The organism is Salinisphaera orenii subsp. orenii MK-B5, from assembly GCF_003788635.1.
Classification (GTDB): domain Bacteria; phylum Pseudomonadota; class Gammaproteobacteria; order Nevskiales; family Salinisphaeraceae; genus Salinisphaera; species Salinisphaera orenii.
Genome location: NZ_AYKH01000020.1, coordinates 20,072 through 37,020, shown reverse-complemented (window position 1 = coordinate 37,020; position 16,949 = coordinate 20,072). Strand labels below are relative to the sequence as shown.

The following is a 16,949-nucleotide window of genomic DNA, read 5'->3' as shown; positions in this document are numbered from 1 at the left end:
GGCCGGCGGCGGCCGACCGTTGCGGCGTCGCGCCGCCCGAGCCGGGCGCGACGACCCGCCATTATAGAAACCTTCGGCCGCCTTCGCCCATCGCACCGACGGGGTCGCCGCGACCACGTGATCCGCGTTGCACAGCAGCGCCATCGCGGGCCGGGCACGCGGCGGCCGCGGACGGCTCAGTCGTGGATCTGCAGGCGGCGATCGTTGGCGGTGATGGCCCGGGCGCCGTCGGCGGTGATCCGCACCGTCTCGCTGACGCCGACGCCGAACGCCCCGGGCCGGCGCAGACAGATGGGCAGATGGAAGACCATGTCGTCGGCGAATACCGCGTCGCTGTCCTCGGCGATGAACGTCGAGCCGGCCACCCAGGAGGGCGGAAACTGCAGGCCCACCGGGTAGCCGTAGACCCCCGAGAAGAACGCGCGGTCAGCGATCGGCGCGAGTGCCTCGGCCCCGGCGCGAGCCGCGCCCGCCACCGGGGCGCCGCTGCGCGCAGCCTCCATGACCGCTTCGAGCACCGCCAGACAGACCTCGTGGAACACGCGGACCTCGTCGGCCACCGGCGCCACCACCGCGGTGCGCATCATCGGCGCGGTGTAGCGTCGGCGCACGGCGCCGAACTCGGTGAACACGACGTCGCCGCGCGCGATCCGATACCCCGCGTGGCTGGTGTGAATGATGCCGCTGCGAAAGCCGGCCGCGACGATCGGCTGCATGCTCATGAATTCGCTGCCGCCACCGAGCATGGCGTCGGCCCCGGCCCGGGCGATCTCGTGGTCGATCACGCCCTCGCCGACCGCTCGCCCGGCCGCGTCCAGCCCGGCGCCGGTGATGGCCGCGCTCTCGGCCAGAAAGGCCATCTCCGCCGGCGACTTGACCACCCGGATGCGATCCAGCAGATCGCCCGTATCCATGAAACGGGCCCCGTCCAGCTGCACTTCGAGCGCTTCCAGCAGCCCCGGCCGCAGCGAGCCGCTCCAGCGGGCGACGGCGATACGCGGCGCCGGACCGGCGGTCAGCCGCACGATCTCTGCGGCCAGCTGCGCCGCGACCGACCGCGGCGACTCCCAGGCATAGCCGATCACCGCGTCCACCCGCGACAGATACACCGCCGGCCCGATCTCGATCGCCGGCACGAACAGCACGCATTCCTGCGCCGAGACCAGCAGCGCACACTGCACCGAGACCTCGAAGGTGGTGTAGCCGGTCAGGTAGCACAGCTCGGCCGGGTCGGTGACCATCAGCAGATCGAGGCCGCGCTCGGCCATCGCCCGCCGCACGGCCGCCAGGCGACTCTCGTACTCGGCCACCGGAAAGGCCAGCTCCGGCTCGGGCAGCCGGGCCAGCAGCTGCTCGCGATAGGTGTCGTAGTCCATGGTCTCGCCTCCTGCCGATCGGCCCGCAGCGCCGGGCCCGCACCCATCGAACGCCAGAACGCCGAGGCTTGCAACAGCCGTCACCGCGGGTGCCGCTTCTGGCCCGTCTATTGCAACGAATCGTCGACGGACCGCAACGGTGCGGCCCATCCGCGACTACAGGAGACAGGCATGGACGACATTGCACGGACCGAGGGCAGCGACCACCCGCTGACGCCGCTGAGCGCCGAGGAGCTGGCCGCGGTGGTGGCCGTGATCCGCGAGGACGGCGGCTTCGGCGATGCGCCGATCTTTCATACCGTCACCCTCTACGAGCCGCACAAACGCGACGTGCTGGGCTGGTCCCCGGGCGCAGCGCTGGCGCGCGAGGCCTTCTGCATCCTCATGGTCGACGGCCAGACCTGGGAGGCCGTGGTGAGCCTGGACACCGCCAGCGTGACCCGGCGCGAGCACAAGGCCGGCGTGCAGCCGGGTATTCTGCTCGAGGAATTCGTCGACTGCGAGAAGGCGGTCAAGGCCGATCCCGCCTGGCAGGCTGCACTGAAAAAACGCGGTATTACCGATTTCGATCGCGCCATCGTCGACCCCTGGTCGGCCGGCTTCTACGGTGACGAGCGCTGGCCGGACAGGCGGCTGGCGCGCGCCTACACCTGGCTGCGCGGCAGCGACGACGACGTCGGCTACGGCCGCCCGGTCGACGGCGTGCATGCCGTCGTCGATCTCGAGCGCATGGCGGTCCTCGAGGTGGAGGATCACGGCGAGGTCGAACTGCCGCCGCTGACCGGCAACTACACCGCCGACTCGGTCGGCCCGCTGCGCGACGACATCAAGGCGCTCGAGATCGTGCAGCCGGACGGGCCGAGCTTTCATGTCGACGGCCAGCACGTCGAATGGCTCGGCTGGTCGTTTCGCGTCGGCTTCACCCCGCGCGAAGGGCTGGTGCTGCATCAGCTCGCCTACAACGATCAGGGCCGCGAGCGGCCGGTGATGTATCGCGCCGCCCTGTCGGAAATGGTCGTGCCCTACGGCGACCCGACGCCGGTGCACAACCGCAAGAACGCCTTCGACGTGGGCGAATACGGCGTCGGCCGGCTGGCGAACACGCTCACCCTGGGCTGCGACTGTCTCGGCACGATCCATTATTTCGACGTCGACCAGGTCACCGCGACCGGCGAGGTCGTGCACATGAACCGCGTGATCTGCCTGCACGAAGAGGACCACGGCACGCTCTGGAAACATACCGACTGGCGCACCGAACACAGCGAAGTGCGCCGCTCGCGCCGGCTGGTGATCTCGTTCTTCGCCACCGTGGGCAACTACGACTACGGCTTCTACTGGAGCCTGTATCAGGACGGCACCGTCGAGATGGATATCAAGCTCACGGGCTGTCTGTCGGTAGGCGCCTTTCCACCCGACGAGACGCCGCAGTACGGCACATTGGTGGCGCCGCAGCTGTATGCGCCCATCCACCAGCATTTCTTCAATTTCCGCCTGGACATGACCGTGGACGGCGTCGACAACTCGGTCCACGAGATCGACACCGTCGCCGCACCGCACGACGCGGCCGTCAATCCCCATCTGAACGCCTATCATCCGGTGTCGACGCTGATCGCCAACGAGCGTGACGGCGCCCGCCAGGCCGACCCGCTCGCCGGCCGCCAGTGGAAGATCGTCAACCCGTCGGTGACCAACGCGCTCGGCCAGGCCGTCGGCTACGCGCTCGTACCCGGCGAGACGGTCCGCCCGTTCGCCTATCCCGACGCCCCGGTGAGCCGGCGCGCGGCGTTCATCCATCATCCGGTCTGGATCACCGCCTACGACCGCGACGAACTGTTCGCCGCCGGCGACTACATCAACCAGAACCCGGCCGACACCGGCCTGACCGCCTGTGCGCGCCGGCAGCGCAATCTCGACGACACCGACATCGTGCTCTGGCACACCGTCGGCCACCACCACATCCCGCGGCCGGAGGACTGGCCGGTCATGCCCGTCGCCCATGCCGGCTTCACCCTGCGCGCGTCGGGCTTTTTCGACAGCAACCCGACGATGAACGTGCCGCCGTCGGCGTCGAGTCACAGCCGTCACGCGGGCTGCTGCAACGAGCCGTCTTCGACGTAGCCGCCCCGTCGAATGACGGCTGTCGGGCGTTGTCTGTCCGGCGGACTGCGGCACGGGACCGGGACAACCCCCGGCCGGCGGTTAGTCAGGCAAAAGCTTGCCGGGATTCATGATCCCGTTCGGGTCGAGCGCCTGCTTGATCGCGCGCATCACGTCCACGCCGGCCCCGTGCTCATCGCGCAGATAGTCGCGCTTGCCGACGCCGATGCCGTGTTCGCCGGTGCAGGTGCCCCCGACGGCGAGCGCCCGCGAGATCAGGCGCGCGTTGAGCGTGTCCAGTGCCGCGACCTCGGCCGGGTCGTGGCGATCGAGCACCACCACCAGATGGAAATTGCCGTCGCCGACGTGGCCGAACAGCGGCGCGGTGAGGCCGAGTTCGGCCACGTCCGCCTGCGCGGCTTCGATGGCCTCGGCCAGCCGCGAGATCGGCACGCAGATATCGGTGGCATGGAAGTCCCGGCCGGGGCGTAGCTGCTTCGACGCATAGGCCGCGGCGTGCCGCGCGGCCCAGAGCGCACTGCGCTCCTCCGCCCGCGTCGCCCAGGCGAAGTCGCTGCCGCCGAACTCGCGACAGAGCTCGCCCATGGTCGCGACCTGCGCCTCGACCGCGGCGGCGCTGCCGTGGAATTCGAGAAACAACGTCGGTTTCTCGGCGTGGGCCAGGCCGTTGTGGCGATTGACCGCCTGCATCGAGAGTTCGTCGAGCAGCTCGATGCGAGCCATCGGAAGACCGTGCTGGATGGAGGCGATCACCGCGTCCACGGCACCAGCGACGTCGGCGAAGACCACGGTGGCCGCGCAGACCGCCTCCGGCAGGCCGTGCAGGCGCACGGTCAGCTCCGTGATGATGCCGAGCGTGCCCTCGGCACCGATCAGCAGATGGGTCAGATCGTAGCCTGCGGCGGACTTGCGTGCCCGCCCGCCGGTACGCACGACCGTGCCGTCGGGCATGACCGCGGTCAGGGACAAAACGTTGTCGCGGACGGTGCCGTAGCGGACCGTATTGGTGCCGCTGGCGCGGGTCGAGGCCATGCCGCCGAGGCTGGCGTCCGCCCCGGGGTCGACCGAAAAGAACAGCCCCGTGTCGCGCAGATGCGCGTTGAGGGCGGTGCGCGTGACGCCCGCCTCGACGGTGGCGTCCATGTCGTCCGGGCGCACCGCACGGATCGCGTCCATTCGCGACAGGTCGACGCACAGACCGCCACGCTCGGCGATCACCTGGCCCTCGATCGAGGTCCCCACGCCGTAGGCGAGCACCGGCACGCCGTGCGCGTTGCAGCAGCGCAGGATGGCGGCGACCTCGTCGGCGGTCTGCGCGAAACACACGGCATCCGGCAGTGCCGGGCTATGCCAGGATTCGTCGTGGCCGTGCTGTTCCCGCACCGCTTTATGGGTCGTCAGCCGCTCGCCCAGCAGCGGGCCGAGCGCCTCGAGGACGGCCGCGACGGCGGCGGGCGCCGCGGCCGGTTCCGGATGGGCGGTCATACCGGCCATGAAGTCTCCCTATCGTAGGGATCACGGCGCGTGCATCCGACCGCGATCCGATATGCGCGCCTCATTCTATCGGGTATGCGTCGCGTCGCCGGCGCGCATCGGACATACGCCCGCGAGCGGCGCCGCCCCGGCAGGCGATCGTCGCCGTCATCCTCGGGTACGATGACGCCATTATTCAATATGGGAGCGCCCGGCGGTCCGGGCGACAACAGTCATGGATCGAGAACGCATACTCTGGGCGGCGCTGGCCGCCGGGGCCACGATCGGCGCCGGCATGGCGGCACGGCAGGGCGCCGCCGCCGTTTGGCGCCGCACGCGTGACGAGGAGCCGCCGCAGGACGTGGCCGATCGCCGCAACAGCTGGCAGGGCCTTCTGGCCTGGGCCGCGGTCAGCGGTTTCTGCGTGGCCTTCGCGCGGGTCGTCGGCCAGGGCGCGGTCAGCGGCGCCTGGCGCAAGGCGATCGGCCGCCAGCCCCCGGCCTGAGGTGCGGCCACGCCCGGGGTTCGGGCGGGCCGAGCGTCCCGCGGCCCGGCCCGGTGGCCGAACAGGGCACGAGAACGAAAAAAGCCGGCAGCCTCTCGGCCGCCGGCTCTTTCATGCGCCGAGCGTAACGGCGATCAGCCGATACGGCCGTCGCGGCGCTGACGAGCGACCAGACCGGTCGCGATCAGCATCAGCCCCAGCAGGCCGATCAGCTTCGGCTCGGGCACGTCCATCGGCGAGGCGTCGTTGAGCAGACTCAAACTCGCCTGCACGGTCGCACCCGCACCTCGACCTTCATCCAGGCCGAAAAGCCCGGTGTTGAAGTCCTCGTCCGAGAGCGCGACTTCGATCAGGCCGTCACCGTTGGCCCCGTACGAAAAGGTCTGCGGGCCGTCCCAGCGCAGCTCACCCTCCTGAGAGATCAGGGCGTCGAAGTCGCCCTGGGTCGTGCCCGTGACGGTGCTCTGACCGTTTTCCGGCATCAGAAAGCCGAAGCTCACACTGATCGGCTTGGGATCGCAGTCGGCACCACAGCCCGAGAACAGGCCGAAATCGAGACTGTTCTCATTGGTCCAGATATCGAACAGATCAAAGGTGACGGACTGACCGGCCAACAGGTTGTAAGTGAACGGATTAGCGGCGTTTTCGGCCGTCTGGATCTGCAACCCGGGATCCACCGCGTTGGCGTCGACGCTGTACGTCGACTGGATCGTCACGGCATGCGCACCGGCCGAAACGAACATGAGGGCGGCAAAGCCACCGATCGCACCTAGCATTTTCATTACAGAACCCCTGTTTCATTGGTTGAAGAAACAGCGCGCCGAAAGATGGATGACGGCCCCTCGCTGTCCGGGGTGGCTAGAGCAATCGATGTGCCAGAAAACGGCCGAAGCTGGGCCAATCGTGCAGAATCATGGATCGCTCAGCAGAATACGAAAATTAAGCGATTTCAATCCGTCAGTTATCGTCGTCCTTTTAGCGCCGACAAATCGTGGAAATCGTGTCGCCGGCTGCATCAGTGCTTCGCCATCGAACCGATTCGGGTTCGCTTCGGCCCGGGCTGTCATTTTTCTCGACGAAGAACACCCGGCTTAACGCGTATTTCCGAAAAACAGACCTTTACGATGTAAGAATTTCTGACGGGATTTTTATCCCATCATAAAAAGCACTAAATATCCGAGACTTGAGACTAATCCAGCGCGATTCACACGGAGGACACCGACCCCGGCAACGCCGCGCCCAGATGCTACGGATCGACCCCGGGGCGTGCGTGAACGGACACGCCGTGAAGGCGTATACGCTACCCGGCCTTCAGCACTCGAGGTTATCGACCCGCACGTCGAGCTGTTCCAGGCGCTGGGCCAGCAGGCCCGGAAAGCGCTTGTACCAGGTCGCGTTCAGCGGCGACGGATGCGGCAGCGGATGAATATCGAAGGTCCGGGCCGGCCCCTCGGGTGCGGCCAGGGTGACCGCGATGGCCGATTCGAACCGATCCGGTCGCTGCCAGAACGCCTCGATGCGCGCACGCTCGGCCTTCGACTGGCCGATGCCGAACCATAGAAAGGCCTCGCGGCCCAGAGTGATCAACGCCCGGCCCTGCCACTGGGTCACCAGCAGCGCGGTCATCAACGGCTGGAAACGCCGCTTGACCCGCATCGACCACGCCTTGTTGCCGGCCGGCTTGTACGGCACCGTGTTGATCCAGAAAAACGGCTGCCCGACGACGCGCGAGGCCTCGAAATCCGGCATCTCCTCGCGGTGCAGATGCCGGTACAGCGCCTTGCGCACCAGCTGACCGCCGGCACCGATGAACGGCTCGCCGTATCGCACCTCCTCGCGCCCCGGGTCGCGGCCGAAAAAGCCGACGCGCGCATTCGCGCGGCCGAGACCGATGATCGGCTCCAGCGGATCCTTGTCGTAACGGGCGTAGGTCTCGACATCGATGCCCGCCGTATCTGCGGCGAGCTCGCGAAAGGCCTGGTGCTGTCGGGTGTTCAGCGGCATCGGCGACACGGGCTTGGGTGCGGGATGCGAAAGGGTACGCCTTCAAAACGAACGCGGCACGCCGCCGCGATCGCGATTGTTTTACCGGTCAGTGATGCCACCATTGACCCGGCGCCGCCGGACGGCCGCGCGCCATCCGCGGCGGCCGGCCGCGGAGATCGCGCCCCATGCAACGGCGCCGCATGACGCACTGATAAATCGAAGCACGAGCCGGCCACACGATCTGCATACCTGACGACCACGGATCCACACCATGACGCTTACTCTCTACGCCCACCGCCTGTCGCAGCCCTGTCGCGCGGTCGAGATCCTGTTACGCGAACTCGGCGTCGACTATGACTGGCAGGAGATCGATTTCGCCGGCGGCGAAACCCGCCAGCCGTGGTTCGCTCGCGAGATCAACCCGATGCAGACGGTGCCGGCACTCGCGGTTTCGGACCCGGCGGGCGCGTCAGGGACATTCGTGCTCGGCGAAAGCCACGCGATCATGCGCTATCTGTGCCGAACCGCGGACTCGGAGGTGGCGCCGCACTGGTATCCGGAGCGAGACGCGGCGGCGCGGGCTGCGCGCATCGACCAGTGGATGGCCTGGCATCACAACAACGTGCGGCGTCACGACATGTTTCACCACATCATGAACCTGCATCGGACGCTGCCGATGCTCAAGTACGAAATCCAGGACACCCTGCTGCGCCCGCTTCAGGCCGGCCTGAACGCCGGCCTGGCACGGCTCGAGGCGCATCTCGAGCGGCCGACGCGTCAAGAGACGCCAGCCATGCTCTGCGGCCACGAACAGCCCACCCTGGCCGATCTCACGATCGCCTGCGAGCTGTACCAGATCGTCGCCGTCGGCTATCGCTTTCACCGCTATCCGCGGGTGGCGAGCTGGCTGAACACGCTGGCCGCGCGCCCGCATTTCCGGGATATCTCTGCCGACATCCGTGATCAGGGGCGGATCATCCACGACGAAAGCGGCGGCTATCTGGAACTGGAGCAGGCCTTCGCCTGACAGCGGTCGAAGCGGGCGCCGCCCGGCCCACCGACCCGCGACCGATTCAGCCCGCCGAATAATCGCGCACGTTCTGCAGGACCCAGACGTCGTCGGCCGTCGGCTCCGCATGGCTGTGCAGAACATTGATACGCCCTGTTCCCTCCATGACCACGGCCTGGACATTGCGGTGATCGATCACGTTCGCGTTCCGCAGCTGACAGCGCAGATCATCCTCGGTGACCCGTGCGACTCGCATGTTCTCGGGCAACATGCGCCCGCCGTGGGTCATCAGCAGGATCGGCGTGTTGTCGACCGCCGTTTCCGCTGCCCTCGACCGAGAACGCCAGCGCGACACGCCGAGCTGCAGGGCATACAGCATCAGAACCGCCAACACGCCCTGCAGCAGCGCCGGCGTCTTGGCGGCGATCGTCGTCGCCATGGTCGAGCCGATGCCGATGGTGACCGCGACGTCAAACGCCGACATCTCGGCGAAACTGCGTACGCCCGCCGACCGCGCGAAAATCAACACCGCGGCATACATGGCCGCCGTGCTCGCCACGACCGCGAGCAACGCCTGCGGCGACGCGAGAAACCAATCTGCCCACATGAAAAATCCGTCCTCTGCTGGAATGGCGGCCACGGTACCCGCACCGTCCGACTTGCGAAACATTCGATGACGCCCAACCGATTCTCGGAGATGGGCGCAGGCCCGGCGCGATGCGCCGACGACCCAACCACCGACGACACGGGCGATCGAGGCTCCCCGGCCGGGTCAACACGACATCATGCCGTCACCGGCCGACGGCTGTCGGTGCACACTCTGATCGATGCCGGGCCCGCCCGGGCGCCCATCGGGACGCAACGGGCCGGTCGTTGCGTGGTGTCTCGACACCGTCGCCCGACGAGCCTCGCTGGGAGCCGGATTCAGCCCGCGAAACCTGTGGCGTTAGCGCCGGGAAACCGCGCGCCGCCGTCGCAACACCCGATCTCGGTCGATGCGCGATGCTGCGACGACAACCGGGCATCGGGGTGACGGCGAGTGCTCGGCGGCGAGGCCTAAGGGTTGATACGTCGGTAGAGCGCGTTGACCCAGCAATAGATGCCGTAGCACAGCAGGCCGAGGCCGACGACGCCCAGCAGCACCAGCCCATAACTCTGCTGCGCGAGCGTGTCCAGCGCACCGTTCAGGCCGGTGGCCTTGCTCGGATCGGTCTGCAGTGCGGCCACGATCAGAAAGCCGCCGATGATGAAGAACACCAACCCGCGCGCCGACAGCCCCCACTTCGCGATGCGTGAGGCCCAACGGGTCTGGGTGGCACCCATCTGCGCGAGCGACCATTTCTTCTTGTACTTCTCCTTGTAGGCGCGCACGAACTGCATCACGCCCATCAGCACGATGATCGCGCCAATGACGCCCACCGCCCAGACGCCGCCTTCATAGGACATCAGGCGGGCGGTCATGCTGTCCTTGGAGCTCCCGCCACCACCACCGCCGGAGCCCAGGAGCAGGCTGATCGTATAGATCGCCAGCGACCCGTAGATGAGACCGCTGATGAAGAACGAAGCGCGCTTGATCAGGCCCTTGAAATCGGTGCCCTCGCGCTCCGGGTCCTTGATCGCCTGCGTGAAGCGCCACACGACGTAGCCGAACAGGCCGAATGCCACGGCGAGCAACATCGCCTGACCGTGGGTCTCACTTCCGATCTGGCTGACCGCACCCTTGGTACCCGTGGTCTGACCGCCCATGCCGAAGGCCACCATGGCTGCCAGCACGCCGACAATGGCGTAGACGACGCCCTTTGCGGCGTAGCCGAACCGGGCCAGCCATTCCACGCCCTTGCCCGCCGCATCGGCAGCTTCCCGCGTCGTATCATTCATATCGCATCCGTAAAAGTGACTAGAAATTTTAAAAACTTTTCGATTATTACGGCCCTTCGGGCCGAATTAGCGGATACTTTGATGCTTCCACGTTCTAACGTAAACCTTCAGTGACTTTTTTTACGAGTAAGGTCGAACGGAAACCCCGTACCGCCCGGCAATCAAGACAAGCCACCGAACCGCATCGGACTTGCGCCACAACCACTCGGGAAGGCTTTAATCGCTGAGCCGGCACTTTTCGAGCACTCGTGAAAATTATAATTTTTATTTTCCCGATTCCGTGCTCATGTCCCACCGTTGCCCTTTTGGATGACAACCGTGCCCTCAATGAGCAGAGCTCAACCGGCGCCCAAAAGCGATCTCCGGGTCGCATGCCGGGTGATCGAATACCGGAGGCCGCTTGCGGGCCGTGAACAGCCCGCGCGGTGCGCGCTCGTACCCACGACTGTTATCGCCGTCGACACGAGGCCGACGAGGACCCGAATCGCCGACGGCCGCGTCGCGCCTCCTTCACACGCCGGGCTCACGATCCAAGTGCATCGCCGGATCCGGCAACGCCGGCCCTGGCCGCGCCGAGACGAGCGGCTGACGTCGAGTCACCGCCGATGTCGCTGCGGCGCGACACCCTAGCGCCGATCGTCCGGAGCGATCGACGCGATCGGATCTCGATGAGAGTCAGGAAATACTCGACGCAGTACGGGCCTCCGTACTCGGGCGCTGCAAGCCACGCGGGCCATCGTCAGCCTCATGTCGGGTGGTTTAACGCCTCTTGGGCGACAGCGTCCGTCAAGCCGACCAGCCGCGTCGGGAAAGCTTACATGCCACGGCTCGAGCATTCCTTGGCGAAAACGTTGTTTCAACTTTTTATTTTTAAAACAATTATTTAAATAACAATACTCGAAACGCTCTCCGCTTGGAACGGTAGTTGCTTCCTCGTTGGACAGGTCGGTATCGCAACGGTGCGGCCGGCTCTATTAATAACGTTCCAGGAGTATTGATGCAGTTCAAACATATCGCCGTGACTTCGGCTGCCGCCATCGCCTTCGGCGTGAGCTTTTCCGCTTCCGCCGCCGTGGTCAATTTCGATCAGGCCAACGCGCAGGCGCCGGACGGCAGCGTGAGCTATGACGGCAACGGCGGTGCGCTCACCGGTTCCGGCATTTCCTTCGACCAGATCAGCCTCAACGGCGGCGACGCGCCGGCGGGCAATGACAGCCAGCTGGCCTGCGTCTCCTGCTCGATCGACTTCGAGACCGGCGGCAACGTCGAGGAAGGCCCGAACGTCTGGAGCTTCGGCGGCGGCGGCGAGCTGACGCTGAGTGGCGAAGCGCAGGACAGCAGCGGCGAGACGGTCGCCGACGGCACGCTGTTCAGCGGTACGTTCGACGGCCGTCCGGACGAAGCCGCGCAGCTGGTGACCGGCGACGGTCAGGACAGCCTGTCGGCCCAGCTGTCCGGCACCGACGACTTCAACGATAGCCTGGCCAGCTACTTCGGCATCTCCGAAGACACCAGCTTCGACTTCACGAACACCGTGATCGCGCTGGGCAGCGCCAGCTTCGACGGCGAAGGCGGTTTCAGCAGCGATAACCTGCAGAACGCCGACGTCACGGCCCGGCCCACCGACGTCCCGGAACCCTCCGAGCTCGGCATCTTCGCGGCCGGCCTCGCGCTGGTGGTCGGCGCCATGGGCTTCCGTCGCCGTCAGAACGGCTCGGACGTCTAAGCACGACGGCATGACCCGCCGGGCCTTCGCGGTCCGGCTCGCCCGTCGAGAGGCGGCCCCGATATTCGGGGCCGCCTTTTTTTGTCGCACCACAGGCCGAGATCACCGCCGGATCGACGAGTTTTCCCAGGCCCTTAGCGGCCAAGCCAGGGTACGCCGCTGACCCGGTCCCGCCCGCGCCGAGCCCGTCGGCCCGCTTTACGACGCCCGGTCGCGGCGCCAGACCTCGATGTTGTCCGAGCGACCGACACGATAGTCACGACCCGTGGGCACCGCGCGCTCGAGCCCCCGCCGGCGGAGCTCGCCGCGTACCCGCCGCGCCTCGGCGTCGCTGAGCCCATCGAGCGTATCCACCGCCCGCTGCAGGACATAGAGCAGATACGGCTCCGCCCCCACCTCGATCGGCACGCCGCGGTAGGCCGTGTGCACGGCGCCGAGCTGGCGGCGATGGGGTTTGTCGGCCACCGGCGTGCTGTCGGCAGGTTCCTGCGCTGCGACCCACTCGTCGAAGAAGGCGAGCTTGTCGGCAAGCTCGGGAAACATGTCCTCGGCCATGTAGGTCAGAAACGGCTCGAGTGACGCCGGGATCGCATCGTCGGCCACGAAAGCCGGCGTGCTGTCCGGATATTCCACCACGTCCAGCCCCGGTGCGTTCATGCGTTCGACCCAGCGATGAACCCGCGGCGCCCGCGTCTTCATGATCTGGGCCGGCACCGGGTCCCGGCCCAGATGCGCGAACAGCGGCGCGATGAGGCCGTAATCCGCGATCGACGGCCGGCCGCCCAGCAGATATGGCATGACCGCGAAATGCGCGTCGAGCGTATCGAGCAGGGTCTCGAAGGAGCGCTCGATATGCGGCACGGTCTCGTCGTTCACGCCGAGCATCGGCAGATAGGCGTTCATGCGGCCCATCACCTTCTCGGCGACCGCCGGCCCCGCGCCGCTGGCGAACGCATGCCACATGAAGGCCCGCTGGCGCTCCAGATAGGACCAGCGATAATGCATCGCATGCTTGCGCATGGCCTGACAGCCGAAGTATTCGATGATGACGGCGAGCACGCGCTGCAGCGGCGTGGCCGGATACACCGGATAAGGCGCGCCGCGGTGCTCGAAATGATCGATGATGTCGATCGTGTCCTGCACGATCGCGCCGTCGGGCGTCTGCAGCACGGGGATGATGCTGCGCCCCAGACGGGGCGCGATATGGGTGGCGAACTCCGGGTGCGACGGCGGACGCTCGATATACGCAATGCCCTGGTTGCGCAGATAGCTGCGGGCCTTGCCGGTGTAGAGCGAATGGGGCACCCCGTAGAGCACGGGCGGGCTTGATTCCTCGGGCATCGGTCTTCCTTGCGATTGCGCCAGCGCGCCACTCTGCCACGCCGGCACCGGTTCCCGTCTTCCCGGCTGCGGCCGAACGCACCGGCCCGCTCGGCCAGGGCAGCAGGCCGGGCGCGCCTCACGCCCCGACGGTCGCGCACGGCGCCGATCGGCGCGATCCGATCGCGCCTGGCATCGCCCGGTCGACGGTCAGGCTAGCCCCGCCGGCAGGCGACCTCGACGACCGCGTCGGCGAACGTCTCCGGCGCTTCCTGGGGCGGATTGTGCCCCACCTCGGCGAGCACGCGATGCGCAACCAGGCGCGGAAACCGACGCCGCAGAGCCGACGTGCCGGCGGCCGCGAACAGGCCGCTGTCGGCGCCCTCGAGCACGATGCTCGGCACCGCGATCGCCGGTTGCGCGGCCAGCCGCGCCTCGGTCGCCTCGAAGCGCGGGTCACCGGCCACGCGAGCGTAGCGGTGGCGATAGGAGTGGATCACCACATCCACGAAATCCGGGTTGTCGAAGGCGGGCGCCGAGGCCGCGAACGTCTCGCGCGAGACCGGCCACGTCGGCGACCACTGCCGCCAGAGCAACCAGGCCAGCTCGCGCCGGTTCGCGGTGAGTCCGGCGCGCCCGCGCTCGCCGTGGAAATAGAACTGGTACCACAGGCGGGCTTCCATCGCCGGCGAGAGCGGCGTCTGCGCCGAGGGAATGTCCTGGATGTTATAGCCGCCGCAGCTCACCAGCCCCGCGACGCGCTCCGGCCAGAGCGCGGCCACGATGCAGGCCGCCCGACCGCCCCAGTCGAACCCGGCGACCACCGGCCGCACCAGGGCCAACGCATCGATGAACGCGCGCAGATCGTGCCCCAGCGCGGCCTGCTGTCCGGAACGCCGCGTGGCCACGTCGATGAAACGCGTCGGCCCGAAACCGCGCAGATACGGCGCCACCACGTGCAGACCGCGCGCGGCCAGTCGCTCGGCCGCCGCGCGCACCGCCGCGACATCGTAGGGAAAACCATGCAGCAGCACGGCGGCGGGCGCCCCGGGCGGACCGAAGGCTTCGTAGGCGACCACGAGGTCCCCGGCTTCGACATGTTGCAGCGGCATCGCAATCCGTGGCGCAGAGCAGACATCGATTCACGGTACCCGGGCGCGGCCGGTTGCACCAATACCGAAAACGGCGCCGGCCAGGCCGCGGTGTTCTTGCGCCGGGCGTGCTGATGCCCGGGCCCGGCGGCGCGCAGACCCTCGGTGCCCGATCGGGCGTTCCGAAAAATGGACGCTCCAGCCCCGCACTCGCGCGCCGTTGTTTAGACTCGATCGGATCGGCGATAACGTTCAAAAGAAACCGCAACACGCCGATCACCGCGATTCACAAAGGCCAGGACCAACGCATGAAATCCGAAACCATCGCCCTGCACGGCGGCTACACGCCGGACGAACAACACGCCGTGGCCGTGCCGCTGCATCAGACCACCTCGTATGCGTTCGACGACGCCCAGCACGCCGCCGACCTGTTCGACCTGAAAGTGCCCGGCAACATCTACAGCCGCATCATGAACCCGACCTGCGGCGTGCTCGAACAGCGCGTCAACGCGCTCGAAGGCGGCGTCGGCGCGCTGGCCATGGCCTCGGGCATGGCCGCGATTACCGCGGCGATCCAGACGATCGCCGAGGCCGGCGACAACATCGTCTCGATCAGCGAGCTCTACGGCGGCACCTACAACCTGTTCGCGCACACGCTGCCACGCCAGGGCATGAGCGTGCGCTTTGCCGACAAGGACGACCTGGACGCCATGGCCGCGCTCATCGACGATCGCACCAAGGCGCTCTACTGCGAGTCGATCGGCAACCCGTCCGGCAACATCGCCGACGTCGCCCGGCTGGCTGAGATCGCCCACGCCCACGGCGTGCCCTTGATCGTGGACAACACCGTGCCCTCGCCCACGCTCCTGCGCCCCATCGAGCACGGCGCGGACATCGTCGTGCATTCGGCCACCAAGTACATCGGCGGCCACGGCACGACCATTGGCGGGATCCTCGTCGATTCCGGCCGTTTCCCCTGGCTCGAACACGCCGAGCGCTTTCCGCTGCTCACCGAGCCGGACCCGTCCTACCACGGCATCAACTACGCGAAGGACGCCGGCGAAGCTGCCTTCATCACGCGCGCCCGGGTGGTGCCGCTGCGCAACATGGGCGGCGCGATGAGCCCGTTCAACGCCTGGATGTTCCTGCAGGGGCTGGAAACGCTGGCCCTGCGCATGGAGCGCGTCTGCGACAACACCCAGCGCATCGCCGAATATCTGGAAGCCCACTCGCGCATCACTTGGGTCAACTACGCCGGGCTGGCCAGCCACCGCGACAATCACCTGGCACAGCGCTACATGGACGGCCGGGCCTCGGGGATCCTGTCCTTCGGCATCGAGGGCGGATTGGATGCCGGGGTACGCTTCTACAACGCGCTCGGGCTGTTCATCCGGCTGGTCAACATCGGCGATGCAAAAAGCTGTGCGGCCATGCCGGCAGCCACCACCCACAGCCAGCTCAACGAAGCCGAACTGGAAAGCGCCGGCGTCACGGCGGACATGGTGCGGCTGTCCGTCGGCATCGAGCACGTCGACGACCTGATCGCCGATCTGGAGCAGGCGCTGTCGGTCGCCGGGTAATGCCTTGAATGACCGGCCCGGATCGAATCATCGGGCCCGTCGTGTGGCGATCCTGGACCGGGCCGGTGGCGACAGGCCGCGACGACGTGCTTCTCCGGGCGCTCCACGAGCCCGGATACAAACGCGGCAACGATCGGCCGCGCACCGCGCGGGCCAGAATCAGCTGACGGTCGCTCCGGCCGGAGCCGCAATAACTGATGGTGGAATCCCATCCGGCAGCGCTTACGCTCATTCCTGCGGCGACACAAAACGCGACTCGGCGTCCAGCAACGACGACGCCGGCACGTTGTGCGCGCCTGGAATATGGCCCGTAGGCGGGTCCAGCGGTTCGCGCTCGCCGCGCAAACGCTCACCGGCCCGCGCATCGAGCGGCACGGCATCGCCATGGCCACGTCGTCGACGGTGGCGATCAGGTCGTCGAACGCCGGCTCCCAGTCACTGGGCTCGGGGTCGGTGATGCCGGCCGGCATCGGCTGATCCCCGGCACGCCACGCCGGCCAGCTGCCATCGAGCACCTGAACCTCGGGATGGCCGGCCCAGACGAGCATCGTCCGGGCCCGCCCGCGGCGCCAGTCCCGCCCTGATCCTCGTAGACAACCACTGAACGTTCCGGCATCCCGCCCCAACGCCGCAATGGCTCGGCGAAGGTCGCGTCGGCCGGCCAGAGATGACGGGCAGTTCGCAATCCATAGCGGCATGACGCGCTTCGGGCACGGAACTCGCGCCAGCGCACACGCCCGGCGTCGGCGGCTGCCAGCCGCGCGCGTGCATCGAACACCACCGAATCACATTCTTCGGCCAGCCATTGCGCGAGCGTGCTCGGCCCGAGCAATACGTTCTACATGAGCATCTCCCAGAACCGCGCATCGTAAAAACAGGCCTCGTCA

14 protein-coding genes are annotated in these 16,949 nt (G+C 67.3%); 6 read left to right on the top strand and 8 right to left on the bottom strand.

All coding sequences use genetic code 11. The features are described from left to right. Positions 1 to 176: 176 nt before the first annotated feature. Positions 177 to 1,376: a M24 family metallopeptidase gene (locus tag SAOR_RS10325; protein ID WP_123631352.1), complete on the bottom strand. Its 1,200-nt coding sequence runs from the start codon at positions 1,374 to 1,376 to the stop codon at positions 177 to 179. Positions 1,377 to 1,547: 171 nt separating this feature from the next. Here SAOR_RS10325 and SAOR_RS10320 point away from each other — a divergent pair, with 171 nt between their 5' ends. Next, on the top strand, positions 1,548 to 3,494 hold the full coding sequence (locus SAOR_RS10320) for a primary-amine oxidase (RefSeq protein WP_123631351.1): 1,947 nt from the start codon (positions 1,548 to 1,550) through the stop codon (positions 3,492 to 3,494). 81 nt (positions 3,495 to 3,575) lie between these two features. Here the strand turns inward: SAOR_RS10320 and SAOR_RS10315 are convergent, their stop codons facing one another. After that, positions 3,576 to 4,979 carry an FAD-binding oxidoreductase gene (locus tag SAOR_RS10315; RefSeq protein ID WP_123631355.1) on the bottom strand — a complete coding sequence of 468 codons (1,404 nt, stop codon included), beginning with the start codon at positions 4,977 to 4,979 and terminating at the stop codon, positions 3,576 to 3,578. Positions 4,980 to 5,202: 223 nt separating this feature from the next. Between SAOR_RS10315 and SAOR_RS10310 the strand changes: the two genes are divergently transcribed. After that, on the top strand, positions 5,203 to 5,472 hold the full coding sequence (locus tag SAOR_RS10310; protein WP_123631350.1) for a DUF4235 domain-containing protein: 270 nt from the start codon (positions 5,203 to 5,205) through the stop codon (positions 5,470 to 5,472). A 134-nt stretch (positions 5,473 to 5,606) separates the two neighbouring features. Here SAOR_RS10310 and SAOR_RS10305 read toward each other — a convergent pair whose 3' ends face one another. Next, complete coding sequence (locus SAOR_RS10305; RefSeq protein WP_123631349.1) at positions 5,607 to 6,254, bottom strand: hypothetical protein; 648 nt, start codon at positions 6,252 to 6,254, stop codon at positions 5,607 to 5,609. Between the two features lie 529 nt (positions 6,255 to 6,783). Continuing rightward, positions 6,784 to 7,476: a uracil-DNA glycosylase family protein gene (locus SAOR_RS10300; protein WP_123631348.1), complete on the bottom strand. Its 693-nt coding sequence runs from the start codon at positions 7,474 to 7,476 to the stop codon at positions 6,784 to 6,786. A 253-nt stretch (positions 7,477 to 7,729) separates the two neighbouring features. On the opposite strand from SAOR_RS10300, the gene SAOR_RS10295 reads away from it, so the two are divergent. Continuing rightward, a complete protein-coding gene (locus SAOR_RS10295; RefSeq protein ID WP_123631347.1) occupies positions 7,730 to 8,485 on the top strand; it encodes a glutathione S-transferase family protein in 756 nt (251 codons plus the stop codon). Between the two features lie 46 nt (positions 8,486 to 8,531). Here SAOR_RS10295 and SAOR_RS10290 read toward each other — a convergent pair whose 3' ends face one another. Together SAOR_RS10290 and SAOR_RS10285 are read right to left on the bottom strand one after the other, a co-directional pair. Then, complete coding sequence (locus tag SAOR_RS10290; protein WP_221179952.1) at positions 8,532 to 9,137, bottom strand: DUF421 domain-containing protein; 606 nt, start codon at positions 9,135 to 9,137, stop codon at positions 8,532 to 8,534. A 386-nt stretch (positions 9,138 to 9,523) separates the two neighbouring features. Further along, the gene (locus tag SAOR_RS10285) at positions 9,524 to 10,345 is read right to left on the bottom strand and encodes a DUF1206 domain-containing protein (RefSeq protein WP_123631346.1); all 822 of its coding nucleotides are present in this window, start codon (positions 10,343 to 10,345) and stop codon (positions 9,524 to 9,526) included. Between the two features lie 997 nt (positions 10,346 to 11,342). Between SAOR_RS10285 and SAOR_RS10280 the strand changes: the two genes are divergently transcribed. Continuing rightward, on the top strand, positions 11,343 to 12,071 hold the full coding sequence (locus SAOR_RS10280; RefSeq protein ID WP_123631345.1) for a PEP-CTERM sorting domain-containing protein: 729 nt from the start codon (positions 11,343 to 11,345) through the stop codon (positions 12,069 to 12,071). Between the two features lie 198 nt (positions 12,072 to 12,269). Here SAOR_RS10280 and SAOR_RS10275 read toward each other — a convergent pair whose 3' ends face one another. Further along, positions 12,270 to 13,412, bottom strand: a complete 1,143-nt coding sequence (locus tag SAOR_RS10275) for a glutathione S-transferase family protein (protein ID WP_123631344.1) — start codon at positions 13,410 to 13,412, stop codon at positions 12,270 to 12,272. Positions 13,413 to 13,606: 194 nt separating this feature from the next. Beyond that, the gene (locus SAOR_RS10270; protein WP_123631353.1) at positions 13,607 to 14,497 is read right to left on the bottom strand and encodes an alpha/beta fold hydrolase; all 891 of its coding nucleotides are present in this window, start codon (positions 14,495 to 14,497) and stop codon (positions 13,607 to 13,609) included. Positions 14,498 to 14,790: 293 nt separating this feature from the next. On the opposite strand from SAOR_RS10270, the gene SAOR_RS10265 reads away from it, so the two are divergent. Beyond that, entirely contained in the window at positions 14,791 to 16,062 is a 1,272-nt protein-coding gene (locus SAOR_RS10265) for an O-acetylhomoserine aminocarboxypropyltransferase/cysteine synthase family protein (protein ID WP_123631343.1), read from the top strand. 288 nt (positions 16,063 to 16,350) lie between these two features. Continuing rightward, positions 16,351 to 16,539, top strand: a complete 189-nt coding sequence (locus SAOR_RS16730) for a hypothetical protein (RefSeq protein WP_148077380.1) — start codon at positions 16,351 to 16,353, stop codon at positions 16,537 to 16,539. The last annotated feature ends 410 nt before the right edge of the window (positions 16,540 to 16,949 follow it).